We start from the raw sequence: 25,764 nt of genomic DNA, 5'->3' as shown, positions 1-25,764 counted from the left end.
GTTCAAAATGCTGCGTGTCTTGCCTTCGGGAGAGGACAGAGGCAGGGAAAGCCGGTCATTCTTCAAACCTTTCCGACGCCCCGCGGCCGCGGGGCCCACGAAGCAGAACCCGCCCGAACCGGATGGACCGCGCCGCCGCGCCATCCTTGAGTTTGGACGATGCAAAGGCTATGGCATATCGACGCGACGGTTACCACCCGCCCTGGCCACCATGGCCTCTTCGAGACCAGAACTTGAACGCCACCATCTTCCGATCAGCCATCAACATCGCAGCGATCAGCGGGATCTACCTTTCCGTGGCGATGCTGATCCCGGCACTCATCGACGTCTATTACGGCCACCCCGATTCGGAGGTTTTCTTTCTCTCCGCCTTCATGACCGGCGGTCTCTCGCTCACCACCGCCGCGGCCACGCGCGCCGGCCCGCCGCCGTTCAACAAGCGCATGGGCTTTCTGGTCGTCAACATGCTCTGGCTTTCCGGCAGCATCATCGGCGCCATCCCGCTCTGGCTGTCCTCGCTGGACCTCACCTTCGCGCAGGCCTTCTTCGAATCGGTCTCGGCGATCAGCACGACCGGCTCCACCGTCATCGTCGGCCTCGACCATGCGCCGCCCGGCGTGCTGATGTGGCGCTCGCTGCTGCACTGGCTCGGCGGCATCGGCATCCTCGCGCTCGGCCTCTTCATCATGCCGTATCTGCGCGTCGGCGGCATGTCCTTCTTCAAGCTGGAATCCTCGGACACGGCCGACAAGCCCTTCGCCCGCATCGCAAGCTACACCCGCGCCTTCCTCGCCCTCTATATCGGCATCACCCTGCTGTGCGCCGTGATCTATGCCGCGCTCGGCATGAACCGCTTCGACGCGCTGAACCACGCCATGTCGACGGTCGCGACCGGCGGGCTTTCGACGCACGACGCCTCCTTCGGCTATTTCAAGAGCCTGCCGCTGCTGTGGGCCGCCACCTTCTTCATGACGCTTTCCAGCCTGCCCTTCTCGCTGCTCATCCTCTTCGTCGTGCGCGGACGCATCGATGCCTGGCGCGATCCGCAGATCCGCGTCTTCCTCGGCTATCTCGTGCTCTTCGCGCTCGCGGCCAGCATATTCCAGCGGCTGGAGAATGGTGTCAGCTTCCACGAGGCGCTTGCCCACTCCTTCTTCACGGTCGCCTCCATTCTCTCGACGACCGGCTTTGCCAGCGACGACTATACGCAATGGGGCCATTTCATCGTGGCGCTCGCCTTCGTCGCCACCTTCATGGGCGGCTGTTCAGGCTCCACTTCCGGCGGCCTGAAGGCCTATCGCCTGATCATCCTCTTCAACTTCATCCGCACCGGCCTCTACCGCCTGATCTATCCGGACGGCATTCATGCCGTCCGCTACGGCCCGATGACGGTCGACGCCGATTTCCAGCGCGGCGTCTTCCTGTTCTTCATCACCTATGTGGCGCTCTCCGCGGTAGGGGCGATCGTGCTGGGGCTGATGGGCTATGACGTCCTGACGGCCGTCTCGGCGGCCGCCACCTCGCTGTCGAATGTCGGCCCCGGCATCACGCAGGCGATCGGCCCGGCCGGCACGTTCGCGGTCTTCCACGATGCGGCGCTCTACGTGCTCTCCTTCCTGATGCTGCTCGGCCGCCTCGAAATCCTGACCGTGCTCGTCATCCTGACGCCGCTCTTCTGGAAGAACTGATCGCGCGACGACCTGCGGGCGTTCTTGACTGTTGCCATGCTTCTTCGCATCCTGCCGCCAACCGGCTGGAGGAAGACGGAATGTTCGTGTCGAAGTCCCTGTTGCGCATGACCTTTGTCGCCGCGCTCGCACCCACGCTCGCCCTTGCCGGTCCCCTCGCGGATGCGGCGAAGAAGGCGGAGGAACAGGCCGCGGCCGGCGACACGGTCGGCGCGCACAACACGATCCGCGATGCCTTCGGGGCCTTCGCAGCCACCCTGCCCTTCTCGATCGGCAAGGCCGTCTTCGTTTCGGCCGCGCCGGAGGGCTACGGCATGTATGCGGTGCGACCGGAAGCCAGCTTCAAGGCCGGCGAGGCGCTGATCTCCTATGTCGAGCCGGTCGGCCTCACCTGGCGGCCGGCCGACGGGGGCCTGCTCGAATCGCATTTCACCGTCGACCTGGAACTGCTCGATCCGAAGGGCACGGTGCTCGCCGAGCAGAAGGCCTTCGGCTCCTTCGACTTCAAGGGCAGCGTGCGCAACCAGGAGGTCTTCGCCAAACTGACGCTCAATCTCAGCGGCCCGCCGGTCGGCGACTATGTGCTGCGCTACCGCTTCCGCGATGCCGCAAGCGGCGCGGTCGCGATCAGCGAGCAGCCCTTCAAGATCGTTCCCTGACCGACTTTTCCACAGGCACGCAGAGAATTGTGACAAGCCGGAATCGGCGCTTTCCAGAGGATTGACGGTCAATTATGACAGCCGCATGACAACCCCAGCCACGTAAGGGGCACCCATGCTTTCGCTGTTTCGCAAACTCATGCCGCGCGAGGACCGTTTCTTCGATCTCTTCGAGCAGCATTCCCGCACCGTCGTCGGCGCCGCCGAAGCCCTGCAGTCGCTCCTTGCCGGCGGGCCGGACATGGAAAGACACTGCAACCGCATCGTCGAACTGGAAGACAAGGCCGACGACATCACCCGCGAGGTGCTGCTCGCCGTGCGCCGCAGCTTCATCACGCCCTTCGACCGTGGCGACATCAAGGACCTGATCCAGTCGATGGACGACGCCATCGACATGATGCACAAGACGGTCAAGACCATCCGCCTCTACGAGCAGACGAGCTTCCAGCCCGGCATGCAGGAAATGGGCGAAGCGGTCGTCAAGGCCGCCCATCTTATCGCCGAGGCCATTCCGCTGCTCGACAAGGTGGGCGTGCATGCCGGCCGCCTCAGCACGATCGCCGAAGAGGTAACCCGCGTCGAGGGCCGCTCGGACGAGCTGCACGACCAGGGCCTCAAGGACCTCTTCAGGCAATACGGCAAGACCGACCCGATGGCCTATATCATCGGCAGCGAGATCTATGGCGAGCTCGAGAAGGTCGTCGACCGCTTCGAGGACGTTGCCAATGAAATCAGCGGTATCGTGATCGAGAACGTCTGATGGACGCCACCCTCGCCTTTCCGCTGCTCGTCGGCCTCGTCGGCATCGCGCTGCTGTTCGATTTCCTGAACGGCCTGCACGACGCGGCGAACTCGATCGCCACGATCGTCTCGACGCGCGTGCTGCGCCCGCAATATGCCGTCATGTGGGCGGCATTCTTCAACTTCATCGCCTTCCTGTTCTTCGGCCTGCATGTCGCCGAGACGCTCGGCAAGGGCATCATCGATCCCGGCATCGTCAGCCCGCTCGTCATCTTCGCGGCGCTGATGGGCGCGATCATCTGGAACGTCGTCACCTGGATCTTCGGCATCCCCTCATCCTCCTCGCACGCCCTCATCGGCGGCCTCGTGGGCGCGGGCCTTGCCAAGACAGGCTTCGACGCGGTCGTCTGGAGCGGCCTCATCAAGACGGCGAGCGCCATCTTCCTGTCGCCCGCCATCGGCTTCCTGCTGGCCCTCATCCTCGTGCTCACGGTCTCCTGGCTCTTCGTGCGCCAGACGCCGTTCGCCGTCGACCGCACCTTCCGCGTCATGCAGTTCATCTCGGCCTCGCTCTATTCGCTCGGCCATGGCGGCAACGACGCGCAGAAGACCATGGGCATCATCGCCGTGCTGCTGTTCTCGCAGGGCTATCTCGGCAACGAATTCCACGTGCCCTTCTGGGTGGTCATCACCTGCCAGGCGGCGATGGCGCTGGGCACCCTGATGGGCGGCTGGCGCATCGTCCATACGATGGGCTCCAAGATCACCCGCCTCAACCCGATGCAGGGGTTCTGCGCGGAGACGGGCGGAGCGATCACCCTCTTCGCCGCCACCTGGCTCGGCATCCCGGTCTCGACCACGCACACGATCACCGGCGCGATCATCGGTGTCGGCGCCGCGCGCCGCGTCACTGCCGTGCGCTGGGGCATCGCCGGCAACATCGTCTGGGCCTGGATCATCACGCTGCCGTCCGCCGCCGCGATCTCCGCCCTCTTCTTCCTCGCCATCAACGCCGTCACCGGCTGAGGCGAGCCCAAACGGAAACGGCGGAAGCGTTGCCGCTCCCGCCGTTCCGGTCATGCCGTTTTCAATTACGGATCAGAAAAGATCAGATGCGTGGACCGGCTGGCCCAGATCGTGCGCCGCTGCGAAGTGGAACGCATCGGCGCCCGCCGCATCCGAGGCATCCTCAATGGCAAAGGGACGGGCGGCGAAGGCGGCCGTGTCGTGGTCGCCGTCGGGAGCCGCCATCTTCTTGAAGACGAACGCGTCGGCGCCGCTGTGATCGTCGTCCGCCGGCTCGCCCGCCTTCTTCACGCTGGTGAACTTGAGCTGGATCTTGCTGAAGAGTTCGGCCGTCTTCGACGAATCGAAGAGATACTTGTCGGATTTGTCGTAATAGCTGCCGAAGGCCTTGAGGTTGATCTTGGCCGTGCCGATCACGTCACCGTCACCGTCCACCGCCTTGAACGTCACCACATCGCCGGAAATCTTCGTCGAGGTGATGGTCATCTTTTCGGTGCCGAGGGCGTAAACCAGCTTGAACTTGCTGAAATCCCCATCCTTCTCAAGGTTGAGGCTGTAGTTCATCTTCGTATTGAAGCTGTCGGTGTAGGTCGCCTTGATGGTAAGGCCGGCCTTCGTCTGCGCCGTGGAATAGGCCAGCTTGCTGCTATAGCCCTCGGCCTCGATCTTCAGACTCAGGCTCGTCGTGGTCTTGCCGACCTTCATCAGGATGTCGGTCTTGCTGTCGCCGAAGCTGCTGTCGACTTCAACGGTGGCCTTCAGGGTCGTGGCGGTCTTGCTGAACTTGGTCAGCGTAACCGTAAAATCACCGACGCCGCTGAGCGAACCGTAGGTCTTCTGGAGATAGGCCTTCGTCAGGTATTTCGGAAATTTCATCTACGCCCCCCAATGGTGCTCCACATTGAAACATTGGGCGCTAAAAAAGCGAAAGTTCTTTTACCTGGCAAGACTTCGCCTATAGATTGCGCCTCTTCGGCGCCGAAGGATGCAACTGTGTTGCAAGACCGGCACAGACCGCCCTGGCATCGGCAGAAAAACGACGGTTTCCGACCGCAGGAGCCACGCAACCGGCGCCGCTCTGTCCTTTCACCGACCGGCTGCGAATCACCGCCACAAAGGACACCCCATGGGTGCCGCATGGTGCGGGCGGCGGGGATCGAACCCGCACAGCCAAGGCCGAGGGATTTTAAGTCCCTTGCGTCTACCAGTTTCGCCACGCCCGCGTGCCCCGCTTTTCGGAAAGTCGAGGAGGTTCGTCAATAGGGCGTCCCGGAAATCTCCGGCCTTTCCCATTTCGGAAAGAGAGCGATGAAGCCGAACCTTCGGATGTTGGACGATCGAGGAACCGGATACCCGCATTTCGCGCGGTTTGCGGGCGGGTACGAAAAGCGGCGCGGCCTTATGCAGGCCGCGCCGCTCTGTTCGGCGACGTTTCAGGAGAACGTCAGGCCGAAAGCTTGGCCGCGATCCTGGCGACATGGGCGCCCTGGAAGCGGGCGGCGTCCAGTTCGATTTCGGACGGCTGGCGCGAGCCGTCGCCGTCGGTGATCGTCGAAGCGCCGTAGGGCGAGCCGCCCTTGACGGCTTCGACGCCCATCTGGCCCTGGAAGGCATAAGGCAGGCCGGCGACGACGAGGCCGTGGTGCAGCAGCGTCGGGATGAAGCCGAGGATGGTCGATTCCTGGCCGCCGTGCTGGGTGGCCGAGGAGGTGAAGACCGAGCCGACCTTGCCGACCAGCTTGCCCTGCGCCCAGAGGCTGCCCGTCTGGTCCCAGAAATTGCGCATCTGCGAGGCGACCGTGCCGAAGCGCGTGCCGGCGCCGACGATGATGGCATCGTAGCTGGCCAGCTCGTCGACGGTGGCGATCTCGGCCTTCTGGTCGAGCTTGAAGTGCGAGGCCTTCGCCACCTCTTCCGGCACCAGCTCCGGAACGCGCTTGACGGTCACCTCGGCCCCGGCCGACTTCACGCCTTCCGCCACGGCATAGGCCATGGCTTCGATATGGCCATAGGCCGAGTAGTAAAGAACCAGTACGTTTGCCATCGTCGTCTCCTGTTTCGATGATGCCTTTCCGCTTGATCGCGGCGTCTCGTTGGATGTAGCACTTCAGGGTGGCGGTCCCCCAGCGGCCGCCCGGTCGACAGACTGTTCACCCGCCATTGACAATGCCGTTCCTTCCGGTCGGCATTTCTGTCCGAACTTCAGAGAGCGCCCATGAGTTCCCGTCCCATCGCCACCGCCGCCATGCTCGCCATCGGCGACGAACTGCTCTCCGGGCGCACCAAGGACAAGAATATCGGCCAGCTCGCCGACGTGCTCTTCCTCGCCGGCATCGATCTCAAGGAGGTGCGCATCGTCGGCGACGACGAGGACGCGATCGTCGAGGCGCTGAATGCGCTGCGCGCGCGCCATACCTATGTCTTCACCTCCGGCGGCATCGGCCCGACCCATGACGACATCACGGCGGATGCCGTGTCGAAGGCCTTCGGCGTGCCCTGCCTCTACGATCCGCTCGCCATGCAGCTGCTCGGCGCGATGTACGAGCGCCGCGGCGTGGAGTTCAACGCGGCGCGCCAGCGCATGGCGCGCATGCCCGAAGGCGCCGTCCATATCGAGAACGCCGTCTCGACGGCACCGGGCTTCCAGATCGGCAATGTCTATGTCATGGCCGGCGTGCCGCAGGTCTTCACCGCCATGCTCGGCACCGTCGTGCCGAGGCTTGAAGGCGGCGTGCCGATGCTGTCGCGCTCCGTCGCCTCGCCCTTCGGCGAGGGCGACATCGGCAGCGCGCTGGCGGAGATCCAGAAGAAGCACCCGGAAACCAGCATCGGCTCCTATCCGCGCTTCAGCGAGAACCGCTTCTCGACGGAAATCGTCATCCGCAGCCGCGAAGACGCTCCGGCGGAAGCGGCCGAACGTGATATACTTCAGATGATTGCCGAAATCGCCGCGGCCAAGGCCGCGTCTTGATCCCGATCAAGGTTTGGCGACACCGGCAGGCGCATGCTTCCAGGGACCCAGAACAGGAGGCCGAAATGACCTACAAGACCATCGTGGCGGTGTTGAGCGCCGCCGAGGACGCCGGCAAGGTGACGGACCATGCGCTCGCGCTTGCGCGCAGCACCGGCGGCCATGTCATCGGCATCCATGCGGAAGCGCCGGTCGTGGTCACGCTGATCGCGCCGATGGAATATCCCGACCCGAACGCCGTGCTCGACCTGCAGGAGCGCGCCCAGCGCCAGTCGCGCGAGGTCGAGCAGGCCTTCAAGTCGCGCTGCGAACGCGACGACATCTCCTATGAATGGCGCCTCTTCACCGGCACCGCCGGTTATGCCTCGGCCGGCGTCATCGACAGTGCCCGCGGCGCCGACATCGTCATTGCCGGCCAGTTCGACCCCGATCTCGACGGCCCGGCGCGCGAGGACATCGAGGACCTGCTCTACGAAAGCGGCCGCCCGGTCTACCTCGTCTCCAACGCCCCGGCCGGTCCCGCGCCGATCGAGCGCGTGCTGCTCGCCTGGAACGGCTCACGCGAAGCGGCCCGCGCCGCCTTCGACGCCCTGCCCTTCCTGACGGGCGCGAAGGAGGTCGAGATCTTTACCGTCGACCCGCCGGAAAACGCCATGCAGTCGCGCGACTTCTGCGGCGCGGAGCTTGCGGCGACGCTCGCCCGCCACGGCGTCAAGACCACGGTCGCCTCCGGCGCCTCCGACGGCCATTCGGTGGCCGAGGTGCTGAACCGGCGCGCGACGGACATCGATGCCGGCCTCATCGTCATGGGCGCCTACAGCCATTCGCGGCTGCGCCAGCGCCTCTTCGGCGGCGTCACCAGCGCCATGATGCGCCATGCCCGCGTGCCGACGCTGATGTCGCGGTAGGCCCTGCCCCGGCGACTTCGCTGTGGATCGCCCGGCTTCTGCGGCCGGGCGATGATTTTCATGGGGGCCGAACTGCGTTAGGGAGAAGGAATCTTCTTTTTTCCGCCTATCAGGAGCCCGCCATGTCGCTGCCCGACAAAGCCTTCCCCGTATCCTGGGACCAGTTTCATCGCGACGCGCGCGCGCTTGCCTGGCGGCTGGCGGATGGCGGGCGCGAATGGCGGGCGATCGTCTGCATCACCCGCGGCGGCCTCGTGCCGGCGGCGATCGTCTCGCGCGAGCTGAACATCCGCGTCATCGAGACCGTCTGTGTGGCCTCCTACCATGACTATGTCTCGCAGGGCGAAATGCATGTCCTGAAGGGCATCTCGGAGGAGCTCAGCAAGGAAGGCGGCGAAGGCATCCTCATCGTCGACGACCTGACGGATACCGGCAAGACCGCCGCCGAGGTGCGCGCCATGCTGCCGAAGGCGCATTTCGCCGCCGTCTATGCCAAGCCGAAGGGCCGCCCGCTGGTCGATACCTTCGTCACCGAGGTCAGCCAGGACACCTGGATCTATTTCCCCTGGGACATGGGCTTCACCTACCAGGAGCCGATCGCCAAGGGCACGCGCGGCTGAGCCTGCCGGCGGCGAGAAACGTCTTCAATGTTGCATCGCAACATACTGATCCGATTTTTCTTTTTCCGATAGCCGGTGGATGCGGGACCGCGCCCGCCGGCTTAATCTTTCCGCAATTCGCGCAAAGGATAGTGCTTGTGTTCACCGTATGCCAACGGTGACGGGAGGCATGGGCACAGATGCGTTATGCAAGGCCGGCATTCGCGGCGACCCTCGTCGGCGCGCTGTTCTTCTGCGGAACGGCCGGCGGACAACCGGACGTGCGCATCACCGCAGTCACCGAATTCATCGACGCCGCCGTGCGCCCCTGGCTGGACGAACCCGCGATCCTCAACGCCGTCATCGCCCAGAACGCCGCCCATGCCGGGCTCAGCCAGGCGGAGATCGACGATCTCGACGCCCGCTGGCGCAGCGAGCTTTCCAGCGCCGACCGGCCGATGATCGAGGCGCAGCTCTCCAATCCGCTCTCCCTCTACCTCAAGGGCCGGCAACGCGCGGCGGGCGGCCTGATCACCGAAATCTTCGTCATGGACAATCGCGGCCTCAATGTCGGCCAGAGCGACGTCACCTCCGATTACTGGCAGGGCGACGAGGCGAAATGGCAGAAGAGTTTCGGCGCGGGTGCGCTCCATATCGAGGAGGCGGAGCGCGACGAGTCCACCCAGCTCATGCAGTCGCAGGCAAGCCTGCCGATCCGCGACCCGGCGACCGGCGCCGTCATCGGCGCCATCACCATCGGCGTCAATCTCGACGCGCTTTGACGCTACGGCAGAGAATCACTTTATCCACGGTTCACAACTTCGTCCGGATGGCTATTCCCGGATGTCGGGGGTGGAAAAGACCCCGGGAATTCACCTGTTATTTTTTTCGCTTTTCCACAGCCACATGCTTCGCCGTCTTTTCTTTTGCCCCGAACCCGCTGATTTTTCAGGCGTCCGGCGATGTCCCCATTTTCCACAGCCGGCAGGCACAAGATGTAGCGTTCAAACTTCCATCACAAACCAACCCTTGACGGGAATCGGCCAGATGAGGTTAATGAATTCAAGTTGCGGCGGCGACTGGACCGTAATGTTACGAGGTCGGTTCTCATCACGAAATCGCGTTTGATGCGCATGTGGCCGGGTGGATGATCCGCTCGCCGCAGGGGTTTTTTCGCGCTCGTTTTCCTGAAACGCCACCGCATCCGATTGGGCTGGAAAAAAGAAGCTGTTGATACTATATTTAGTATTTGCAGCCAAACTCAGCACAAGATACAGGAAGTCGAGATTGATCGGCTTTCCCGCACGGACTGGACGATTTGGGCTGGCTGCAAGCAGTTGCGGCCGGACGGGGATAATTTGCGCCCTGTTTTTAAGGCAGGATGCGGCAGCGAAGGACAACGGACAATGCGCATAGAACGTCGTTTCACCAAACCCGGCCAGTCGGCCTATGCGGAGATCGAATTCCGCAAGGCCGTGAGCGAGATCAAGAACCCGGACGGCTCCATCGTCTTCCGCCTCGCCGATATCGACGTGCCGGCCCAGTTCTCCCAGGTCGCGGCGGACATCCTCGCCCAGAAATATTTCCGCAAGGCCGGCGTGCCCGCGCGCCTGAAGAAGGTCGAGGAGAACGACGTCCCCTCCTTCCTGTGGCGCTCCGTGCCCGACACCGAAGCCCTGAAGGCGCTCCCCGAGGGTGAGCGCTACGGCTCGGAAACCGACGCCCGCCAGGTCTTCGACCGCCTCGCCGGCACCTGGACCTACTGGGGCTGGAAGGGCAAGTATTTCGCTTCCGAGGAAGACGCTGCCGCCTTCAAGGACGAACTCGCCTATATGCTCGCCACCCAGCGCGTCGCCCCGAACTCGCCGCAGTGGTTCAACACGGGCCTGCACTGGGCCTATGGCATCGACGGCCCCGGCCAGGGCCATTTCTATGTCGACCCCTTCACCGGCAAGCTGACGAAGTCCAAGTCCGCCTACGAGCATCCCCAGCCGCATGCCTGCTTCATCCAGTCCGTCGAGGACGACCTCGTCAACGAGAACGGCATCATGGACCTGTGGGTGCGTGAGGCGCGCCTCTTCAAGTACGGATCCGGCACCGGCTCCAACTTCTCGCACCTGCGCGGCGAAGGCGAAAGGCTTTCGGGCGGCGGCCGCTCCTCCGGCCTGATGAGCTTCCTGAAGATCGGCGACCGCGCGGCCGGCGCCATCAAGTCCGGCGGCACGACGCGCCGCGCGGCCAAGATGGTCGTGGTCGACATCGACCATCCGGATATCGAGGACTACATCAACTGGAAGGTCAAGGAAGAGCAGAAGGTGGCGGCCCTCGTCACCGGCTCGAAGATCGTCGCCAAGCACCTGAAGGCCATCATGAAGGCCTGCATCAATTGCTCGGCCGATGGCGACCAGTGCTACGACCCGGCGGAAAACCCGGCCCTCAAGCGCGAGATCCGCGCCGCCAAGAAGGACCAGGTTCCGGAAAGCTACATCAAGCGCGTCATCCAGTTCGCCAGGCAGGGCTACAAGGACATCGAGTTCAAGACCTACGACACGGACTGGGATTCGGAAGCCTATCTCACCGTCTCCGGCCAGAACTCCAACAACTCCGTCTCGCTGAAGGACGATTTTTTGCGCGCCGTCGAGAATGACGGGGACTGGAACCTCACCGCCCGCAAGGACGGCAAGGTGATGAAGACGCTGAAGGCGCGGGACCTGTGGGAATCGATCTCCTACGCCGCGTGGGCCTCGGCCGATCCGGGCCTGCACTTCAACACGACGATGAACGACTGGCACACCTGCCCGGCTGCCGGCCCGATCCGTGCGTCGAACCCGTGCTCGGAATACATGTTCCTCGACGACACGGCCTGCAACCTCGCCTCGCTGAACCTTCTCCAGTTCAAGGACGCGGCGACGAAGAAGATCAACATCGCCGACTACGAACACGCCGTCCGCCTGTGGACCATCGTGCTGGAAGTCTCCGTGATGATGGCGCAGTTCCCCTCGCGCCAGATCGCCGAGCTCTCCTACGAGTACCGCACGCTCGGCCTCGGCTATGCGAACATCGGCGGCCTGCTGATGTCCTCGGGCATTCCGTACGATTCGGCTGAAGGCCGCGCCATCGCCGGCGCCCTGACCGCCATCATGACCGGTGTCGCCTATGCGACCTCGGCCGAGATGGCCGGCGAGCTCGGCCCGTTCCCGAACTTTGCGCCGAACCGCGAGAACATGCTGCGCGTCATGCGCAACCATCGCCGCGCCGCCTACGGCGAGACCGTCGGCTACGAGGCCCTCTCGGTCAATCCGGTCGCCCTCATCCATGCCGATTGCTCGGATGAGGCGCTCGTCGCCCATGCCGTCGCCGCCTGGGACAAGGCCGTCGAACTCGGCGAGAAGCACGGCTACCGCAACGCCCAGACGACCGTGATCGCGCCGACCGGCACGATCGGCCTCGTCATGGACTGCGACACGACCGGCATCGAGCCCGACTTCGCGCTGGTGAAGTTCAAGAAGCTCGCCGGCGGCGGCTACTTCAAGATCATCAACCGCGCCGTTCCCGAAGCCCTGCGCACGCTCGGCTATTCGGAAAGCCAGATCGCCGAAATCGAGGCCTATGCCGTCGGCCACGGCAACTTCAACCAGGCGCCTGCCGTCAACCCCGGCGCGCTGAAGGCCAAGGGCTTCCCCGAAGACAAGATCGAGGCCGTCAATGCGGGCCTCAAATCCGCCTTCGACATCAAGTTCGCCTTCAACCAGTGGACGCTCGGCGCCGACTTCCTGAAGGACGTGCTGAAGGTCTCGGACGAACAACTCACCGACATGTCCTTCAACCTCTTGGAGCATATCGGCTTCACGAAGAAGGAGATCGAGGCCGCCAACATCCATGTCTGCGGTGCGATGACGCTGGAAGGCGCGCCCTTCCTCAAGGCCGAGCATCTGGCGGTCTTCGATTGCGCCAATCCCTGCGGCAAGATCGGCAAGCGCTACCTTTCGGTCGAAAGCCACATCCGCATGATGGCCGCCGCCCAGCCGTTCATCTCGGGCGCCATCTCCAAGACGATCAACATGCCGAACGAGGCGACCGTCGAGGACTGCAAGAACGCCTACATGCTCTCCTGGAAGCTCGCGCTGAAGGCCAACGCGCTCTACCGCGACGGCTCGAAGCTCTCCCAGCCGCTCAACGCCTCGCTGATCGAGGACGCGGAGGACGAGGACGATGCGGTCGAGGCGCTGGCCGCCGCGCCTGCCGCCGCCCAGGCCGTCACGGTGACGGAAAAGATCGTCGAGAAGATCATCGAGCGTGTCGTCCGCGACCGTGAGAAACTGCCGAACCGCCGCCAGGGCTACACCCAGAAGGCCGTCATCGGCGGGCACAAGGTCTACCTGCGCACCGGCGAATTCGGCGACGGCCGCCTCGGCGAGATCTTCATCGACATGCACAAGGAAGGCGCCGCCTTCCGCGCGATGATGAACAACTTCGCCATCGCCATCTCGCTCGGCCTGCAGTACGGCGTGCCGCTGGAGGAATATGTGGAGGCCTTCACCTTCACCAAGTTCGAGCCGGCCGGCATGGTGCAGGGCAACGACGCCATCAAGAACGCGACGTCGATCCTCGACTATGTCTTCCGCGAGCTTGCCGTCTCCTATCTCGGCCGCCACGACCTTGCCCATGTCGATACGTCCGATTTCTCCAACACGGCGCTCGGCAAGGGCATCCAGGAAGGCAAGACGAACCTGATCTCGACCGGCTGGACGCGCGGCCACAAGCCGACGCTCATCCAGGGCGGCCAGGCTGGCGATCGCCCGCTCGCAGAGCCCAAGGGCGCCGCCACCGCCGCCCCGGCCAAGGCTTCGTCCGTCAGCAACATCACCTCGTTCGCCGGCAGCGCGGCCCGCAAGATCGAGCCGGTGACGGCGATCTCCCCCTCCGAAATCGTCGCCTTCAAGCGCGACTACGAGGAACGCGCCGCCGAATTCGCGGAAGAAGTGGCGGACGAGGCAGCCGAGGAGACGCCCGAAGGCGTGACCGCCCTCTTCTCCGACAAGGCCGCCGCCGAAGCCGCCAGCGCCAAGGCCGACGCCAAGAAGCTGGAGAACGAGCGCCGCATGCGCTCCATCGCGCAGGGCTACACGGGCAACATGTGCTCCGAGTGCCAGAACTTTACCATGGTGCGCAACGGCACCTGCGAGAAGTGCGACACCTGCGGCTCGACGAGCGGCTGCAGCTGACCGCCGCCCTTCGCCACAGGACATGAGAAACCGAAGGCAATTCTGGCCAATCCGTGACGAAATTGGCCAGTTTCGAAGGAAAAAACGGCCAACAGGGTTTTGATGCGGCGCGACGGTCGAGAAGCCGACTGATTCACCGGATCAGATAACGCAAATGTCCCGGGCAACTTAGCGCTGTCCGGGACCACAAAACAAAAAAGGCAGGCAGGGATGAGGGAGTCACTTCAGATCATTAGACCATAGGAATTCAGCAACATGCGCCAGATACCTAAGTTCGGATTTTCCGCTTTTTTGAAATTGATCAATTCCAATCCCAAACCACAGAAACGCCTTGTCCGTGATCGTTTTCGTCCGAGCACTGGCGGATATGATTTTCACAAAAGCCTCCGCCAACGCGTTCAGCGAATCGCGTTCGAAAACCTCGGTCTTCAGGAAGCGTTAGCGTCGACGACTGAGATCGGAAAAAAGGCCGAGCGTGAGTCGGCCATTCGCGGCCTTCGCCAATTCTTTGAATGGAGACAGAGGAACCTCGGCGACCTCTCCGCCTGCGAGAGTTTTCTATTCAGTAGTCCCAAGGGGCTTTTCAAGGTTGAGTTTACGCCGAACTTCCTCATCGAGCTGAACGGCCGTCGCACGGCGGTCCACCTTTGGAACACACGTCAAGCGTTGAGCGCCCGCTTGGTGAATGCGTCTCTTTGCATGGTAGCGAATCGTCATCCGCTGGAAGGCCGTCCCGATGACTTTGCTGTGCTGTCGTTGCAGGACGGGCGTCTGTTCAGATGGTCTGACGCGAACAAGGAAACGGCAGCGTTCGGCGAGAAATTGCTTGAGGTGCTTGATCTAGAGTTTGCAAATGCACGGCTTGAGTTTGGCTTGCCGGGGGCGGTCGAAGGGGACGCGCCGGACACCCCGACCCCGTGAACCGATTCGCTATGGACGGTTAAATTGTAAGGCGGACTGGCTCATCACCTATCCTGCCTGGCCTTGCTTTTCGATTGGTGATGACAGGCCGCGCCCGGTCCGTTCCAGCCATGATAGACCTCGCGGCTTTCGCCGGAGAAGACGTGCCGCGACAGTTCGATCTCCGCGACCAGCGGCGCATAGCCCTGGGTGAAGAGCGTGCGCAGCGAACCTTGATGGACCCGCGAGGCAACGATGGTGGGTTCGAGATGGCGCAGTTCCACACGTGCCTCCATATTCCTCCGGACCCTCCACGGGCCGGCAGATCTGCCAGTCGAACGGCGTCCTGCCGTCCTTCGGCAGGCCATGGGCGATGAAGATCCAGGGGCCGGCGACGGTCAGCCCATAGTCGCCGACCGCCCCCTCGATGATCGGCGCGAGCTCCGCAGCCGCCTGCCTGATCTCGCGAATGCGAAGGCGGCGCCGCATGCACAGCACCCACATGTCCGGCGTCTCGATGATGTTCATGGTCCCTCCCGTTTCGGCGCAGACCTATGACCGCGATTGTTTTCGAGTAAGCGGCTTCCTGGAAAGCCATGCCAAACGTGAGGCCGAAAGGCGCAAAGGGTGGAAAATCATTTCAAGACGGCCAATCCCTCCCGCGAACCCGCGGGCCAGGCACGATGTCATTGCGATGCGGGAAAGGGCGGGTTACATGCAAGCCTCCCGTTGCGGGAATCGACCTGCCCGTCCCGTGATGCAGAAGGAACAGTCGATGCCGATAGCGCCGCTCAAGGGGCCGATCGCCCTTGCCTACCGCGTCCTCGTCCTGCCGGGCGTCATTGCCTATCTCTTCGCCGTCAGCATCGTCGTGCTTGCCGCCGACCGGTTCTGGCTCGTCGATCTTCTCACCTTCGCCTGGCCCTACATCATCGCCACCGGCGCCCTGCTCGTCGTGGCCGCCCTGGTGACACGGCGCCTGAAGGCGATCGTGATTGCGGGGGCCGGCCTTGCGGTCGCCCTGATTCCGGCGGCCGATGTGCCGACCGCCCGCGCCTCCACCGCCGCAGGCGGCCTGAAGGTGCTGACCGCCAATCTCTTCGTCCGGAATGCGCAGGATCCTGCCGTCTTCATCGCGATGCTGCGCCGGGAAAAACCCGATATCGTCATCCTGCAGGAGACGACGAAGCGCTGGGAGGAGGCGCTTTCCGCCGCCGGCCTCTATGCCTATGAAAGCAATTCGGACGTGCGCGAGCGCGATGCCATCAAGGTCTTCTCCGTCCTGCCGATCCGCTCGCAGACCGAACTGAAGCGCGCCTTCACCGAGGAGCGCGCCTACAAGCAGCCGCTCCGCCTGGAACTGGACATGCGCGGCAAGCCGCTCTTCCTCTACGCCTTCCACCCCGAAACGCCGCGCCGGCTCTGGCAGTGGCACGATCGCAACGCCTATCTCTCGGCGGCCGCCGACGCGGTGCGCGGCGACCTCGAGACGGCGCCGGTCATCGTCGCGGGCGACTGGAACACGCCGACCTGGTCGCCCTTCTTCCGTGCCTTCCTCAAGCAGGCGGGCCTTGCCTCCACCGCGGGCGGCTGGCTGCAGCCGGTCACGCGGTTCAGCCAGAAACTCGACACGGTCGCCTATATCGGCGCCTCGATCGACCATATCGTCGTCTCGCCGGATATTTCCGTGCGGGCACGCCGCGTCGGCCCGAATTTCGGCTCGAACCATCTGCCCGTCATCGCCGAACTGGCGCTGCCGGAAACCTGACCCCCTCGCCCCTGAGGAAAAACACCCTATCTTAGGGGCGAAGCCATTTCGAGGGAGACGATCATGCCGACGGAAAAGGACAGCCCCAAAGCGTCGCTCGAGGAGGAACGCGCCCGGCAGAAGCGAAAGTCGGCCGAAACCGAGCAGGACGACTATCTGGAGGAGGCGCTGGAAGAGACCTTTCCGGCGAGCGACCCGATCGCCCCCGGCGAGGTGAAGGATCACGCCAAGTGAGCGGCGATGCGGCGCATGCCCGGCCCTTGCCGCGAACGGCCTGACCGGCGATGAGCACCGCATTCCTTTTCACCGGCCCGGACGATGCCGCCGTCACCCTGCTTCTTGCCCATGGCAGCGGCGCGCCGATGGATTCGCCGGCCATGAACGCGGCGGCGGATGCCTTGGCGGCGGAGGGCCTGCGCGTCGCGCGCTTCGAATTCTCCTACATGGCCGCCCGGCGCACCGAAGGCAGCCGCCGCCCGCCGCCCAGGGCCGAGACACTGAATCCCGAATTTCGCGCGGCCGTCGCGGATCTCGCCGCCACGGGGCCGCTCGTCATCGGCGGCAAGTCGATGGGCGGCCGTGTCGCCAGCATGGTGGCCGACGGGCTTCTTGCAGAAGGCCGCATCGCCGGCCTGCTTTGCCTCGGCTATCCGTTCCACCCGCCGGAAAAGCCGGCGCAGCTGCGCACGGCCCACCTCATGGCGCTCGCAACGCCAACCCTCATCTGCCAGGGTACGCGCGATCCCTTCGGCACGAAGGACGAGGTGCCCGGCTACGGACTGCCGGAGCGCATCCGCTTCCTGTGGCTGGAAGACGGCGACCATGACCTCAAGCCGCGCAAGAGCGTTTCCGGCTTTACCGTCGCCGACCACCTCGCCACCATGGCCAGCACCGTGAAGGCCTGGGCGGCAGGCCTCGGCTGACCCCTGTTCCATGCGGAACAGCGCCTGAAACCGTCCCATGCGAAGGTTTGGTCACTGGATGGAACGAACCATCCCGACCGAACCAGAGGGGACTTCGACATGCGCAATCTCATCCTTGCCGCCGCCATCGCTTTCACCGCCGCCACCTCCTTCGCCGCGCCGTCGCAGGCCGGCTATTACAGCTACGGCTACCAGCCCGCCTGCTTCATCAAGAAGATCAAGAGCTACGACTACTACGGCAACCTGATCATCAAACGCGTCCGCGTCTGCCACTAGCCGGCGCCCCGATCAGGGGTCGATCGAAGCATGGCCGCCGCTGGCAGACGGCCTCACGGACGCGACGAAGCCCGGATGCTCTCCCGTGCATCCGGGCTTCTCCTTTTCGATTACTCGCCGCTCACCTGCCCGGCCCAGCTTTGCGCACCGGATTCGCCATCGAGGAACGGCAGGGCCGTGCTGACGAGTGCGGGCGCTGCGAAGGTCTCGTAGTGGGTGAGGCCCGGCAGGATGGCGAGACGGTTCTTCGCCATGTTCTCCCGCATCCAGCCGGCATCCCTCAGCCCGCCGCCGAGCTTCTGGTAGAATTCGACGATATGTTCCGGGCGGATCATGTCGCTGTCGCCGAAGATCAGCATGACGGGCATGGAGAGCTTTGCCACCGCATCGGAGGCGTCGTAATCGACGCGCATGGCCGCGCCCATCGCGTCGAGCAGCTTCGGGAATTCGGAAACGTCCGGCGCGACGGCGGCATAGGACTTGTACATCGGCGTCTCCTTCATCATCTCCGCCATGGCTCCGGAGACCGCCTCCTGCTGCGGCAGCATTTCCGGGAAGAAGCCGTTCCTGGCGAAGGGCGCCGAGGCGATGACGAGGCGGCGCACCTTGTCCGGCGCGCCGGCGGCCATGTGCAGCGCCACGCCGCCGCCGAAGGAATAGCCGAGCACGTCGACCTGGTCGTAGCCCAGTTCCTCCACGAGCTCGGCCATGTCGGCGCCGATGGCGGCAATGTCGATCGGCCGCGTGCCGAGCGGCGTGCGGCCATGCCCCTGCAAGTCGACGCCGATCACCTGGCGGTTGTCCTGCAGCGTCTTGAGGTTGGCGCCGAACATCTCGATCTGGCCGAGGCCGCCATGCAGCAGGAGCAGCGGCTCGCCCTTGCCGCGGATCTCGTAATAGTAGTCGATGCCGTTCACCGTCAGGTGTCCCGCCTTGTCCGGCTTGCCGGCCTCGCCCTGCAACGGGTTCTCGGCCACATCCTCCGCCTGCGCCGAAAGGGGGGCGAAGGCGGCAAGGGCGGCGGTCAGGAGGGTGATGATGGTCAGCTTCGGCATGGTCCGTCTCCTCGGTTCCGGCCGGCGGCCCGCCGGCTTCATGCACCAAGGACGCGGCGGAGCGCGCCGCTCCGACAGGGTTCGTGAAATTTTCGGCAGATGCCTGCCAGCTGGATTCAAGTTCCTGCCGGATTGAATCCGCTTTCGGCGGCAACGGTTTGAAAAACCTGTTCTATTTCCGATCGGGCCGCTCGGTCGGCGCGGAAGGGAACATTAACCCGGCCATGCGAATATTAGCGCCGAACCAGATATGTCCGGGAAGACGATGGCACACAGCTTCGCCTACACGCACTATGACCTCGACATGCAGCGCGCCGGTACGGTCATCGAGATCACGCTCTCGGCCATCGCCAATGTGCGGCTGATGAGCCACGGCAATTTCGATCTCTTCAAGAATGCCCGCCAGCACAAGTTCCTCGGCGGCGTCGCCAAGCAGTCGCCGATCCGGCTGAAAATCCCGGAAAACGGCCACTGGCATGTGGTGGTCGACATGGAGGGGCATCCCGGCAAGGCCGAATCGTCGATCAGGATCGTGCCGGCCGCCCCGCAGAAGCCCGTGCAACGCTTCAGCGCCGCCTCCTGACGGGCGCGGCGGCTCTCAGCCCCGCTCCCGGCGCAGCTTCGCCCACCATTCCAGCCGCTTCTTCAGCTCCCGCTCGAAGCCGCGTTCGGGCGGATCGTAGAAGGTTTTCCGCCCCATCTTCTCCGGGAAATAATCCTGTCCGGAAAAGGCGTCCGGCATGTCGTGGTCGTAGCGATAGCCGTCGCCGTAGCCCTCGCCCTTCATCAGCTTCGTCGGCGCATTGAGGATGTGCTTCGGCGGCAGCAGCGAGCCGTTTTCCTTCGCCGCGCGCATCGCGGATTTGTAGGCGGTGTAGACGGCGTTCGATTTCGGTGCGGTGGCGAGATAGACGCAGGCCTGCGCCAGCGCCAGTTCCCCCTCCGGCGAGCCGAGGAAGTCATAGGCATCCTTGGCGGCATTGCAGACGACGAGCGCCTGTGGGTCGGCAAGGCCGATGTCCTCCACCGCCATGCGCACCATGCGCCGGCAGAGGAACAGCGGGTCCTCTCCGGCATCCAGCATGCGGGTGAGATAGTAGAGCGCCGCATCGGGATCGGAGCCGCGCACGGACTTGTGCAGCGCGGAGATGAGATTGTAGTGGCCGTCCTGCGACTTGTCGTAGACGGGCGCGCGGCGCTGCACGATGCGGAAGAGATCGTCCTGACCGAAGGTCTCGCCGGCGCGCGCGGCACGCCACACCTCCTCGGCAAGCGTCAGCACCGCCCGCCCGTCGCCATCGGCCATGCGCAGCAGCGAGGCGCGCGCCTCTTCGTCGAGCGGCAGCGGTTTTTCCTCGATCGCCTCGGCACGCTTCAGAAGCTCCTCGAGGCTCTGTTCGTCATGCGGCTTGAAGGTGAGCACGCGGGCGCGGGAGAGAAGCGCGGCATTGAGCTCGAAGGACGGGTTCTCCGTCGTCGCGCCGACGAGCACGATCGTGCCGTCCTCCATGACCGGCAGGAAACTGTCCTGCTGGGCGCGGTTGAAACGATGGATCTCATCGACGAAGAGCAGCGTCTGCCGGCCGCCCATGCGGCGCTGGCGCGCGGCCTCGAACACCTTCTTGAGATCGGCGACGCCGGAGAAGATCGCCGAGATCTGTTCGAAGGCGAGCCCCGTTTCGCCGGACAGGAGGCGCGCCACCGTCGTCTTGCCGGTGCCGGGCGGGCCCCAGAAGATCATCGAGCCGAGCGAGCCGGCCTCGATCATGCGCGAGAGCACGCCGTCGGGACCCGTCAGGTGCTCCTGGCCGGACACTTCGCCCAGCGTGCGGGGGCGCAGGCGATCGGCCAGGGGCCGCTTTGCCGCCATCTCCTCCGGTTCACGCGGGGCGAAGAGGTCGCTCATCGGAAGAACTGGCGGATGCGCTGGCCGTCACGCTCGATCTCGACGCGCCAGATGGACGGGTCCTCGTTGACGAGCGAGGCGAGGCTTTCGGTCGAGGCGACCTCGGTGCCGTTGAGCGCGATGATGATATCGCGCGGCTGGAGGCCGATGCGCGCCGCCGGCGAGCCGCGATTGACCTCGGTGACGACGACGCCGGCCGTGGTGCGGTTGGTCGGCATGCGCAGTTCCTCCGCCACGCGCGGCGAGAGGTTGGCGACGACCGCGCCGGAGAAGGGATTGCGGCCTTCGATCAGCCGCTCGTCGCGCGGCGTGGTCTCGGGCGCGCGGTCGAGCGAGAGCGTCAGGTCCTCTTCCTTGCCATTGGCAATGACGGTGATGCGCGCCGTGCCGCCGATGCCCACGGTGGTGAGGCGATAGCCGAGGGCGTCGGGATGCTCGACGGGAACGCCGTTGACGGCGGTGACCACCTGCCCGGGCTTCATGCCGGCCTTTTCCGCCGGACTGCCGGCCTGCACCTGCGAGATGAGCGCGCCGCGGGCGCGATCCAGACCGAGCGCTTCGGCAACCTCCGAGGTCACCGCATCGAAGGTGGCGCCGATGAACGGGCGGTCGAAGGTGGCGCTGCCGTTTTCGGCACTGGCGACGAAGGTCTTCACCAGGTTGGCCGGGATGGCGAAGCCGACGCCGTTCGAGCCGCCGCCGCGCGAGAAGATCGCGGTGTTGATGCCGATCAGCTCGCCGTTCATGTTGATGAGGCCGCCGCCGGAATTGCCGGGATTGATCGAGGCATCCGTCTGGATGAAGAAGCCGAAATCCCCGGAACGGACCTGGTTGCGGGCAAGCGCCGAGACGATGCCGCTCGTCACCGTCTGGCCGACGCCGAACGGATTGCCGATGGCGAGCACGAGGTCGCCGACCTCGACCGCGTCGCTGTCGCCGAGCGGCAGGGCCGTGAAATCCGCATCTGCCTTGATCTTCAGGACGGCAAGGTCGACGCGCTCGTCCTTCAGCACCACGGTGCTTTCATATTCGCGGCCGTCCGCTAGCGCGACCTTGATGTCGCTCGCGCCCTCGATGACATGGTTGTTCGTCACCACGATGCCCTTGGCGCCGACGATGACGCCCGAGCCGAGCGAGGACTGCTTTTCGCTGCGGTTCGGCATGCGCTGGCCGAAGAACTCCTCGAAGAAGGGGTCGCCATCGAAGATCGAGCGGCGCTCGACGACGCGCTCGGCATAGACATTGACCACGGCGTTCTCGACCTGCTTGACCAGCGGCGCGAAGGAGAGCTGCATTTCCGTGCGCGATTGCGGCACGGTGCGCTCCTCGGCCATTGCGGGCGCCGCAAGGGCGAGAGCAACGGCAAGCGGGGCGGCAAGCAGGATGCGGACGTTCGGCATGGACGAGTCTCCTTCGTTTCTGCGTCACGATCAGATAGGATCTCGCGGGAAAAAAGGCAAATTGTGGAGGAGGCGCCGATTGCGGCGATCTCACGCGGCGCGCACGAAAATGTGGTCGCCACAAATCTTTCGCCGCCGTTGAAACAACATCCGCCGCGTTTACGTAGGTACCAGGGAAACAACCGAAAAGATCGAGCCCCGCCATGTCTCTCTACCGCCCGCCCCGCATTCCCGCTTCGCAGATCACGCCGGAACACTGTTTCCTCGCGCGCCGCTCGTTTCTGGCGGCCGCGGCCGGTGGAGCGCTTCTGGCGTCGGGCATGCCCGCTTTCGCCGAAGCCCTGAAGGCATCGAAATCGCCCTACGCGGTGGACGAGGCGCTGACGCCCGAAAAGGACGTGACCAGCTACAACAATTTCTACGAGTTCGGCATGGGCAAGGGCGACCCGATCGCCAATTCGGAAAAATTCAAGCCGACGCCCTGGACGGTGAAGGTCGACGGGCTTGTCGGCAAGCCGAAGGAGTTCGGGCTGGAAGAGCTGATGGCCCTGCCGCTGGAAGAGCGGGTCTACCGCATGCGCTGCGTGGAGGCCTGGTCGATGGTCATCCCCTGGATCGGCTTTCCGCTTTCCGCGCTGCTCGACAAGGTGGAACCGCTGGGCGACGCACGATATGTCGCCTTCGAAACCGTCGTCAGGCCGGAGGAAATGCCCGGCCAGTCCGGCTATTTCCAGTCCCTGCCCTGGCCCTATGTCGAGGGCCTCAGGCTCGACGAGGCGCGCCATCCGCTGACGATCCTCTCCGTCGGCGTCTACGGCAAGACGCTGCCGAACCAGAACGGCGCGCCGATCCGCCTCGTCGTGCCGTGGAAATACGGCTTCAAGGGCATCAAGTCGATCGTGAAGATCACGCTCACCGACAAGCAGCCGCCCTCCACCTGGAATCTCGCCGCGCCGAACGAGTACGGTTTCTACGCCAATGTGAACCCGGAGGTCGACCATCCGCGCTGGAGCCAGGCGAGCGAGAACCGTATCGGCGAAGGCGGCTTCTTCGGCGCCAACCGCCGGCCGACCCTGCCCTTCAACGGCTATGCCGAGGAGGTCGCCGGCCTCTACAGCGGCATGGACCTCAGGGCGAACTACTGATGGCGCGCCTGCCGACCCTTCCGCGCAAATACCACGCGGCCTCGATCTGGCTGCTCTACGCCGTCGGCCTCGTGCCGGCGGCCTGGGGTTTCTGGCTCGGCGCCACGGGCCGCCTGCCCGGCAACCCGGTCAAGGAATTCGAGCACCTGCTCGGCCTCTGGGCGCTGCGGTTCCTCATCGCCACGCTCGCCGTCACGCCGATCCGCGACCTCTTCGCCATCAACTGGGTGCGCTATCGCCGCGCGCTCGGGCTGCTGGCGTTCTGGTACGTGCTGATGCACTTCCTCACCTACATGCTGCTCGACCAGTACCTGAATTTTTCGGCGATCCTGGTCGACATCGCCAAGCGGCCCTTCATTACCATCGGCATGGCCGCCTTCGTGCTGCTCATCCCGCTGGCGCTGACCTCCAATGCCTGGTCGATCCGCAGGCTCGGCATGCGCTGGGTGAAGCTGCATCGGCTGGTCTACGTCATCGCCGCCGCCGGCGCGCTGCATTTTGCCATGTCGGTGAAGGTCGTGGGGCTGGAGCCGTGGACCTATATCGGGCTTGTGGCGCTGCTTCTCCTCTATCGGCTGGCGCGGCCGCTGATCCGGGGCGGCGGAAGAGGAAAGCCGCGAGCCTCCGCGTTTCGCGGACAGGAACGCTCGGCCTGAGGCGTTTCGCACTCTTGCAGGAAATGCTCTGGATTCCTGCTTTTACCGCATTTCCGGACGCAAAACCGCTTCGCACTTTTGCTGGAAATGCTCTAGGAGGCGCGGCCGGGACCGCTCGTCTCGTCCTTCACCACGAAGAGCTTCGCCCCTGCCGGCAGCGGGACATCGGCCGCGTTGCTGACGACGCGGTTCCGGCCATTGCTCTTGGCAAGGTAGAGCAGCCGGTCCGCGCGGCTGATCGCGTCATGGATGGTATGATCTCCGGCGGCCGTGACCGCCACCCCGAAACTTGCGGTGATCGGGCGGTCGATGCCAATGCGGCCAAGGTCGCGTTCCGACAGGGCGAGACGCAAGGTGTTCGCAAGCATATGGGCGTCCTGCAGGCGGCAGTTCGGCAGATAGGCGATGAACTCCTCCCCGCCGAAGCGCGCGACCGCGACGCCGGGCCAGGCGAGCGTGCGCAGGAGGGAGGCCACCTCGCGAATGGCCTCGTCTCCGGCGGCGTGCCCGAAGCGGTCGTTGATCGCCTTGAACCAGTCGATATCGGCGACGATGATGGCCGCTTCGGTTTTCGCCGCATGCTCGCCGAGGCGCTGCTCGAAACCGCGACGGTTGAGAAGGCCCGTCAGCGGATCCTCCGCCGCTGCCTTGCGGTGCCCCTCGACGATCCGCAGCGCCACGGAGGCAAGCGCCGTCAGGGCCAGGAGCAAAGCGCCGATCGTCGCCGTGATCTGCATGACGAAGGCGTAGGACGAGCCGATGAAGGCGTCCATGGCGAGGCTGCCCGCCATGACGAAGAAGACGATCGTGCGCAGGGTCGTCTCCAGCATCACGAAGACGACGGCCCCGAGCAGCGCGCGATCGACCCAGGTGCCCGACCGGCGCCAGGAGGACAGCACGGCGACCAGCAGCAGCAGGCTGCAGGCGATATCGCTGACGAAGAGCTCGAAGCGCAGGCTTTGCGCGACGAAGACCGCGTAGGCGATGATGCCATAGGCGACGGCGGCGATGCCGAGACGAAGAGCGAGATGCCGCGGCGCATCGAAATGGGTGGCAAGGCCCTGGCTGTAGAGGAGGAAGGCGCTGAGGAACGCGGCATCCGCCGTCATCGCGACCAGAGGCACCGGCACAACGGCCTGCAGAAGCGGCGCAAGGAAACCGAGGGCCGCACAGAGATAACCGCTGCCCCAGAACAGGGCGGCACGGTTGCCGAAGCGCGCGACGATGAGAAACGCCACGCCGAACAGGGTGAGAATCACCGGCAGCAGGAATGCGAAATTCTCGGCCATCGCCCAAACTCGATTAAACTCGGCCGGGACTTTAAGCTCCGGGGCTAAAGACAATCCCTAGCGACATGGTTTCCAAATCCTTGCGGGCACCATTTCCGCAAAGAAAAAGCCGGACGCTTTCGCGTCCGGCTTCAAGGCGTCCGGTCGGGACGCTCGTTCGATCAGGCGGCTTCGGCTGCGTCCGCCTCGGCGGCAACGCGGGCCTTGTCGGCTGCGCCCTTGGCGTCGACGTCGCGGTCGACGAACTCGATGACGGCGAGCGGGGCGTTGTCGCCATGACGGTAGCCGGCCTTCATGATGCGCAGGTAGCCACCGTTACGGCTGGCATAGCGCGTCGCGATCGCGTCGAACAGCTTGCCGACGACGGCAACGTCGCGGATCTGCGAGATCGCCTGGCGGCGAGCGTGCAGGTCGCCGCGCTTGCCGAGGGTGACGAGCTTTTCGACGATCGGGCGAATTTCCTTCGCCTTCGGCAGCGTGGTTACGATCTGCTCATGCTGGATGAGCGAGGCAGCCATGTTGGCGAACATCGCCTTGCGGTGGCTGGCGGTACGGTTGAGTTTGCGACCGGAATTCTGGTGGCGCATCTCGGTTCTCCTTCACATGCAGGCAGTCGCCTGCCGTTTGAT

Annotated in this window: 26 protein-coding genes and 1 tRNA gene; 17 read left to right on the top strand and 10 right to left on the bottom strand. The window is 64.5% G+C overall.

Annotation, left to right across the window (positions count from 1 at the left end; all coding sequences use genetic code 11):
• Positions 1–233 precede the first annotated feature (233 nt).
• From WMC41_RS08075 to WMC41_RS08060, 4 genes are all read left to right on the top strand, one after another.
• Positions 234–1,688 (top strand): TrkH family potassium uptake protein, encoded by a 1,455-nt coding sequence (locus WMC41_RS08075; protein ID WP_432347620.1) that lies wholly within the window; start codon positions 234–236, stop codon positions 1,686–1,688.
• Between the two features lie 80 nt (positions 1,689–1,768).
• Complete coding sequence (locus tag WMC41_RS08070) at positions 1,769–2,347, top strand: hypothetical protein (RefSeq protein ID WP_244765658.1); 579 nt, start codon at positions 1,769–1,771, stop codon at positions 2,345–2,347.
• Between the two features lie 115 nt (positions 2,348–2,462).
• Positions 2,463–3,107, top strand: coding sequence for a DUF47 domain-containing protein (locus tag WMC41_RS08065; RefSeq protein ID WP_244765659.1), 645 nt, complete (start codon positions 2,463–2,465; stop codon positions 3,105–3,107).
• Entirely contained in the window at positions 3,107–4,114 is a 1,008-nt protein-coding gene (locus WMC41_RS08060) for an inorganic phosphate transporter (RefSeq protein WP_272805334.1), read from the top strand. Before WMC41_RS08065 ends, WMC41_RS08060 begins: the two co-directional genes overlap by 1 nt.
• A 72-nt stretch (positions 4,115–4,186) precedes the next feature.
• Here WMC41_RS08060 and WMC41_RS08055 read toward each other — a convergent pair whose 3' ends face one another.
• From WMC41_RS08055 to wrbA, 3 genes are all read right to left on the bottom strand, one after another.
• Complete coding sequence (locus tag WMC41_RS08055; RefSeq protein ID WP_244765661.1) at positions 4,187–4,990, bottom strand: hypothetical protein; 804 nt, start codon at positions 4,988–4,990, stop codon at positions 4,187–4,189.
• Between the two features lie 262 nt (positions 4,991–5,252).
• A tRNA-Leu gene (locus WMC41_RS08050) sits at positions 5,253–5,337 on the bottom strand.
• Positions 5,338–5,558: 221 nt separating this feature from the next.
• Positions 5,559–6,158, bottom strand: a complete 600-nt coding sequence (gene wrbA / locus WMC41_RS08045; RefSeq protein WP_432347618.1) for an NAD(P)H:quinone oxidoreductase type IV — start codon at positions 6,156–6,158, stop codon at positions 5,559–5,561.
• 171 nt (positions 6,159–6,329) lie between these two features.
• Between wrbA and WMC41_RS08040 the strand changes: the two genes are divergently transcribed.
• The 4 genes from WMC41_RS08040 (at position 6,330) to WMC41_RS08025 (ending at position 9,374) form a co-directional block, all read left to right on the top strand.
• Positions 6,330–7,085 carry a competence/damage-inducible protein A gene (locus tag WMC41_RS08040; RefSeq protein ID WP_432347616.1) on the top strand — a complete coding sequence of 252 codons (756 nt, stop codon included), beginning with the start codon at positions 6,330–6,332 and terminating at the stop codon, positions 7,083–7,085.
• 65 nt (positions 7,086–7,150) lie between these two features.
• Positions 7,151–7,993, top strand: coding sequence for a universal stress protein (locus tag WMC41_RS08035; protein ID WP_244765664.1), 843 nt, complete (start codon positions 7,151–7,153; stop codon positions 7,991–7,993).
• A 122-nt stretch (positions 7,994–8,115) separates the two neighbouring features.
• Positions 8,116–8,613, top strand: coding sequence for a xanthine phosphoribosyltransferase (gpt, locus tag WMC41_RS08030; protein ID WP_064329880.1), 498 nt, complete (start codon positions 8,116–8,118; stop codon positions 8,611–8,613).
• A 179-nt stretch (positions 8,614–8,792) separates the two neighbouring features.
• On the top strand, positions 8,793–9,374 hold the full coding sequence (locus tag WMC41_RS08025; RefSeq protein ID WP_432347614.1) for a hypothetical protein: 582 nt from the start codon (positions 8,793–8,795) through the stop codon (positions 9,372–9,374).
• A 222-nt stretch (positions 9,375–9,596) separates the two neighbouring features.
• On the opposite strand, the gene WMC41_RS08020 is transcribed toward WMC41_RS08025, so the two are convergent.
• Complete coding sequence (locus WMC41_RS08020) at positions 9,597–9,992, bottom strand: hypothetical protein (RefSeq protein ID WP_288077276.1); 396 nt, start codon at positions 9,990–9,992, stop codon at positions 9,597–9,599.
• A 6-nt stretch (positions 9,993–9,998) separates the two neighbouring features.
• On the opposite strand from WMC41_RS08020, the gene WMC41_RS08015 reads away from it, so the two are divergent.
• Together WMC41_RS08015 and WMC41_RS08010 are read left to right on the top strand one after the other, a co-directional pair.
• Positions 9,999–13,817 (top strand): vitamin B12-dependent ribonucleotide reductase, encoded by a 3,819-nt coding sequence (locus tag WMC41_RS08015; RefSeq protein ID WP_432347613.1) that lies wholly within the window; start codon positions 9,999–10,001, stop codon positions 13,815–13,817.
• 255 nt (positions 13,818–14,072) lie between these two features.
• On the top strand, positions 14,073–14,738 hold the full coding sequence (locus WMC41_RS08010) for a hypothetical protein (protein ID WP_432347612.1): 666 nt from the start codon (positions 14,073–14,075) through the stop codon (positions 14,736–14,738).
• A 44-nt stretch (positions 14,739–14,782) separates the two neighbouring features.
• Here the strand turns inward: WMC41_RS08010 and WMC41_RS08005 are convergent, their stop codons facing one another.
• Positions 14,783–15,013, bottom strand: coding sequence for a hypothetical protein (locus tag WMC41_RS08005; RefSeq protein WP_432347611.1), 231 nt, complete (start codon positions 15,011–15,013; stop codon positions 14,783–14,785).
• Between the two features lie 479 nt (positions 15,014–15,492).
• On the opposite strand from WMC41_RS08005, the gene WMC41_RS08000 reads away from it, so the two are divergent.
• The 4 genes from WMC41_RS08000 to WMC41_RS07985 all read left to right on the top strand — a co-directional run bounded on the left by WMC41_RS08000 (position 15,493) and on the right by WMC41_RS07985 (position 17,684).
• Positions 15,493–16,485, top strand: a complete 993-nt coding sequence (locus WMC41_RS08000) for an endonuclease/exonuclease/phosphatase family protein (RefSeq protein ID WP_432347609.1) — start codon at positions 15,493–15,495, stop codon at positions 16,483–16,485.
• A 63-nt stretch (positions 16,486–16,548) separates the two neighbouring features.
• Positions 16,549–16,719, top strand: a complete 171-nt coding sequence (locus WMC41_RS07995) for a hypothetical protein (protein ID WP_432347608.1) — start codon at positions 16,549–16,551, stop codon at positions 16,717–16,719.
• A 50-nt stretch (positions 16,720–16,769) separates the two neighbouring features.
• On the top strand, positions 16,770–17,408 hold the full coding sequence (locus WMC41_RS07990) for an alpha/beta hydrolase family protein (protein WP_432347606.1): 639 nt from the start codon (positions 16,770–16,772) through the stop codon (positions 17,406–17,408).
• 99 nt (positions 17,409–17,507) lie between these two features.
• The gene (locus tag WMC41_RS07985; protein WP_432347604.1) at positions 17,508–17,684 is read left to right on the top strand and encodes a hypothetical protein; all 177 of its coding nucleotides are present in this window, start codon (positions 17,508–17,510) and stop codon (positions 17,682–17,684) included.
• A 110-nt stretch (positions 17,685–17,794) separates the two neighbouring features.
• Here WMC41_RS07985 and WMC41_RS07980 read toward each other — a convergent pair whose 3' ends face one another.
• The gene (locus WMC41_RS07980) at positions 17,795–18,739 is read right to left on the bottom strand and encodes an alpha/beta fold hydrolase (protein ID WP_288077267.1); all 945 of its coding nucleotides are present in this window, start codon (positions 18,737–18,739) and stop codon (positions 17,795–17,797) included.
• A gap of 265 nt (positions 18,740–19,004) precedes the next feature.
• On the opposite strand from WMC41_RS07980, the gene WMC41_RS07975 reads away from it, so the two are divergent.
• Complete coding sequence (locus WMC41_RS07975; RefSeq protein WP_432347602.1) at positions 19,005–19,322, top strand: DUF1883 domain-containing protein; 318 nt, start codon at positions 19,005–19,007, stop codon at positions 19,320–19,322.
• A gap of 15 nt (positions 19,323–19,337) precedes the next feature.
• Here WMC41_RS07975 and WMC41_RS07970 read toward each other — a convergent pair whose 3' ends face one another.
• The gene (locus WMC41_RS07970; RefSeq protein WP_244765676.1) at positions 19,338–20,645 is read right to left on the bottom strand and encodes a replication-associated recombination protein A; all 1,308 of its coding nucleotides are present in this window, start codon (positions 20,643–20,645) and stop codon (positions 19,338–19,340) included.
• On the bottom strand, positions 20,642–22,045 hold the full coding sequence (locus tag WMC41_RS07965) for a DegQ family serine endoprotease (RefSeq protein WP_432347601.1): 1,404 nt from the start codon (positions 22,043–22,045) through the stop codon (positions 20,642–20,644). Before WMC41_RS07965 ends, WMC41_RS07970 begins: the two co-directional genes overlap by 4 nt.
• Before the next feature lie 203 nt (positions 22,046–22,248).
• Here WMC41_RS07965 and msrP point away from each other — a divergent pair, with 203 nt between their 5' ends.
• Complete coding sequence (msrP, locus tag WMC41_RS07960; RefSeq protein ID WP_272805250.1) at positions 22,249–23,190, top strand: protein-methionine-sulfoxide reductase catalytic subunit MsrP; 942 nt, start codon at positions 22,249–22,251, stop codon at positions 23,188–23,190.
• Positions 23,190–23,846, top strand: a complete 657-nt coding sequence (gene msrQ, locus WMC41_RS07955; RefSeq protein WP_432347600.1) for a protein-methionine-sulfoxide reductase heme-binding subunit MsrQ — start codon at positions 23,190–23,192, stop codon at positions 23,844–23,846. The genes msrP and msrQ overlap by 1 nt, the downstream gene beginning before the upstream one ends.
• 92 nt (positions 23,847–23,938) lie before the next feature.
• Here the strand turns inward: msrQ and WMC41_RS07950 are convergent, their stop codons facing one another.
• Positions 23,939–25,135 (bottom strand): diguanylate cyclase, encoded by a 1,197-nt coding sequence (locus tag WMC41_RS07950; RefSeq protein ID WP_432347599.1) that lies wholly within the window; start codon positions 25,133–25,135, stop codon positions 23,939–23,941.
• Positions 25,136–25,296: 161 nt separating this feature from the next.
• Entirely contained in the window at positions 25,297–25,722 is a 426-nt protein-coding gene (gene rplQ, locus WMC41_RS07945; RefSeq protein ID WP_244765681.1) for a 50S ribosomal protein L17, read from the bottom strand.
• Positions 25,723–25,764 lie beyond the last annotated feature (42 nt).

The organism is Shinella yambaruensis (assembly GCF_050859155.1).
Classification (GTDB): domain Bacteria; phylum Pseudomonadota; class Alphaproteobacteria; order Rhizobiales; family Rhizobiaceae; genus Shinella; species Shinella yambaruensis.
This window is presented reverse-complemented; position numbering and strand designations above follow the sequence as displayed.

What these genes read in the sequence shown, in the direction of transcription:
- WMC41_RS07980 (WP_288077267.1), bottom strand. Translation starts at nt 18,739, where the DNA reads ATGCCGAAGCTGACCATCATCACCCTCCTGACCGCCGCCCTTGCCGCC.
- WMC41_RS08025 (WP_432347614.1), top strand. Translation starts at nt 8,793, where the DNA reads ATGCGTTATGCAAGGCCGGCATTCGCGGCGACCCTCGTCGGCGCGCTG.
- WMC41_RS08010 (WP_432347612.1), top strand. Translation starts at nt 14,073, where the DNA reads ATGCGCCAGATACCTAAGTTCGGATTTTCCGCTTTTTTGAAATTGATC.
- WMC41_RS08065 (WP_244765659.1), top strand. Translation starts at nt 2,463, where the DNA reads ATGCTTTCGCTGTTTCGCAAACTCATGCCGCGCGAGGACCGTTTCTTC.
- WMC41_RS08055 (WP_244765661.1), bottom strand. Translation starts at nt 4,990, where the DNA reads ATGAAATTTCCGAAATACCTGACGAAGGCCTATCTCCAGAAGACCTAC.
- WMC41_RS07985 (WP_432347604.1), top strand. Translation starts at nt 17,508, where the DNA reads ATGCGCAATCTCATCCTTGCCGCCGCCATCGCTTTCACCGCCGCCACC.
- WMC41_RS07990 (WP_432347606.1), top strand. Translation starts at nt 16,770, where the DNA reads ATGAGCACCGCATTCCTTTTCACCGGCCCGGACGATGCCGCCGTCACC.
- gpt (WP_064329880.1), top strand. Translation starts at nt 8,116, where the DNA reads ATGTCGCTGCCCGACAAAGCCTTCCCCGTATCCTGGGACCAGTTTCAT.
- msrQ (WP_432347600.1), top strand. Translation starts at nt 23,190, where the DNA reads ATGGCGCGCCTGCCGACCCTTCCGCGCAAATACCACGCGGCCTCGATC.
- wrbA (WP_432347618.1), bottom strand. Translation starts at nt 6,158, where the DNA reads ATGGCAAACGTACTGGTTCTTTACTACTCGGCCTATGGCCATATCGAA.
- WMC41_RS08015 (WP_432347613.1), top strand. Translation starts at nt 9,999, where the DNA reads ATGCGCATAGAACGTCGTTTCACCAAACCCGGCCAGTCGGCCTATGCG.
- WMC41_RS08035 (WP_244765664.1), top strand. Translation starts at nt 7,151, where the DNA reads ATGACCTACAAGACCATCGTGGCGGTGTTGAGCGCCGCCGAGGACGCC.
- WMC41_RS07970 (WP_244765676.1), bottom strand. Translation starts at nt 20,645, where the DNA reads ATGAGCGACCTCTTCGCCCCGCGTGAACCGGAGGAGATGGCGGCAAAG.
- WMC41_RS08060 (WP_272805334.1), top strand. Translation starts at nt 3,107, where the DNA reads ATGGACGCCACCCTCGCCTTTCCGCTGCTCGTCGGCCTCGTCGGCATC.
- WMC41_RS08005 (WP_432347611.1), bottom strand. Translation starts at nt 15,013, where the DNA reads ATGGAGGCACGTGTGGAACTGCGCCATCTCGAACCCACCATCGTTGCC.
- WMC41_RS07995 (WP_432347608.1), top strand. Translation starts at nt 16,549, where the DNA reads ATGCCGACGGAAAAGGACAGCCCCAAAGCGTCGCTCGAGGAGGAACGC.
- WMC41_RS08000 (WP_432347609.1), top strand. Translation starts at nt 15,493, where the DNA reads ATGCCGATAGCGCCGCTCAAGGGGCCGATCGCCCTTGCCTACCGCGTC.
- WMC41_RS07950 (WP_432347599.1), bottom strand. Translation starts at nt 25,135, where the DNA reads ATGGCCGAGAATTTCGCATTCCTGCTGCCGGTGATTCTCACCCTGTTC.
- WMC41_RS08040 (WP_432347616.1), top strand. Translation starts at nt 6,330, where the DNA reads ATGAGTTCCCGTCCCATCGCCACCGCCGCCATGCTCGCCATCGGCGAC.
- msrP (WP_272805250.1), top strand. Translation starts at nt 22,249, where the DNA reads ATGTCTCTCTACCGCCCGCCCCGCATTCCCGCTTCGCAGATCACGCCG.
- rplQ (WP_244765681.1), bottom strand. Translation starts at nt 25,722, where the DNA reads ATGCGCCACCAGAATTCCGGTCGCAAACTCAACCGTACCGCCAGCCAC.
- WMC41_RS07965 (WP_432347601.1), bottom strand. Translation starts at nt 22,045, where the DNA reads ATGCCGAACGTCCGCATCCTGCTTGCCGCCCCGCTTGCCGTTGCTCTC.
- WMC41_RS08070 (WP_244765658.1), top strand. Translation starts at nt 1,769, where the DNA reads ATGTTCGTGTCGAAGTCCCTGTTGCGCATGACCTTTGTCGCCGCGCTC.
- WMC41_RS07975 (WP_432347602.1), top strand. Translation starts at nt 19,005, where the DNA reads ATGGCACACAGCTTCGCCTACACGCACTATGACCTCGACATGCAGCGC.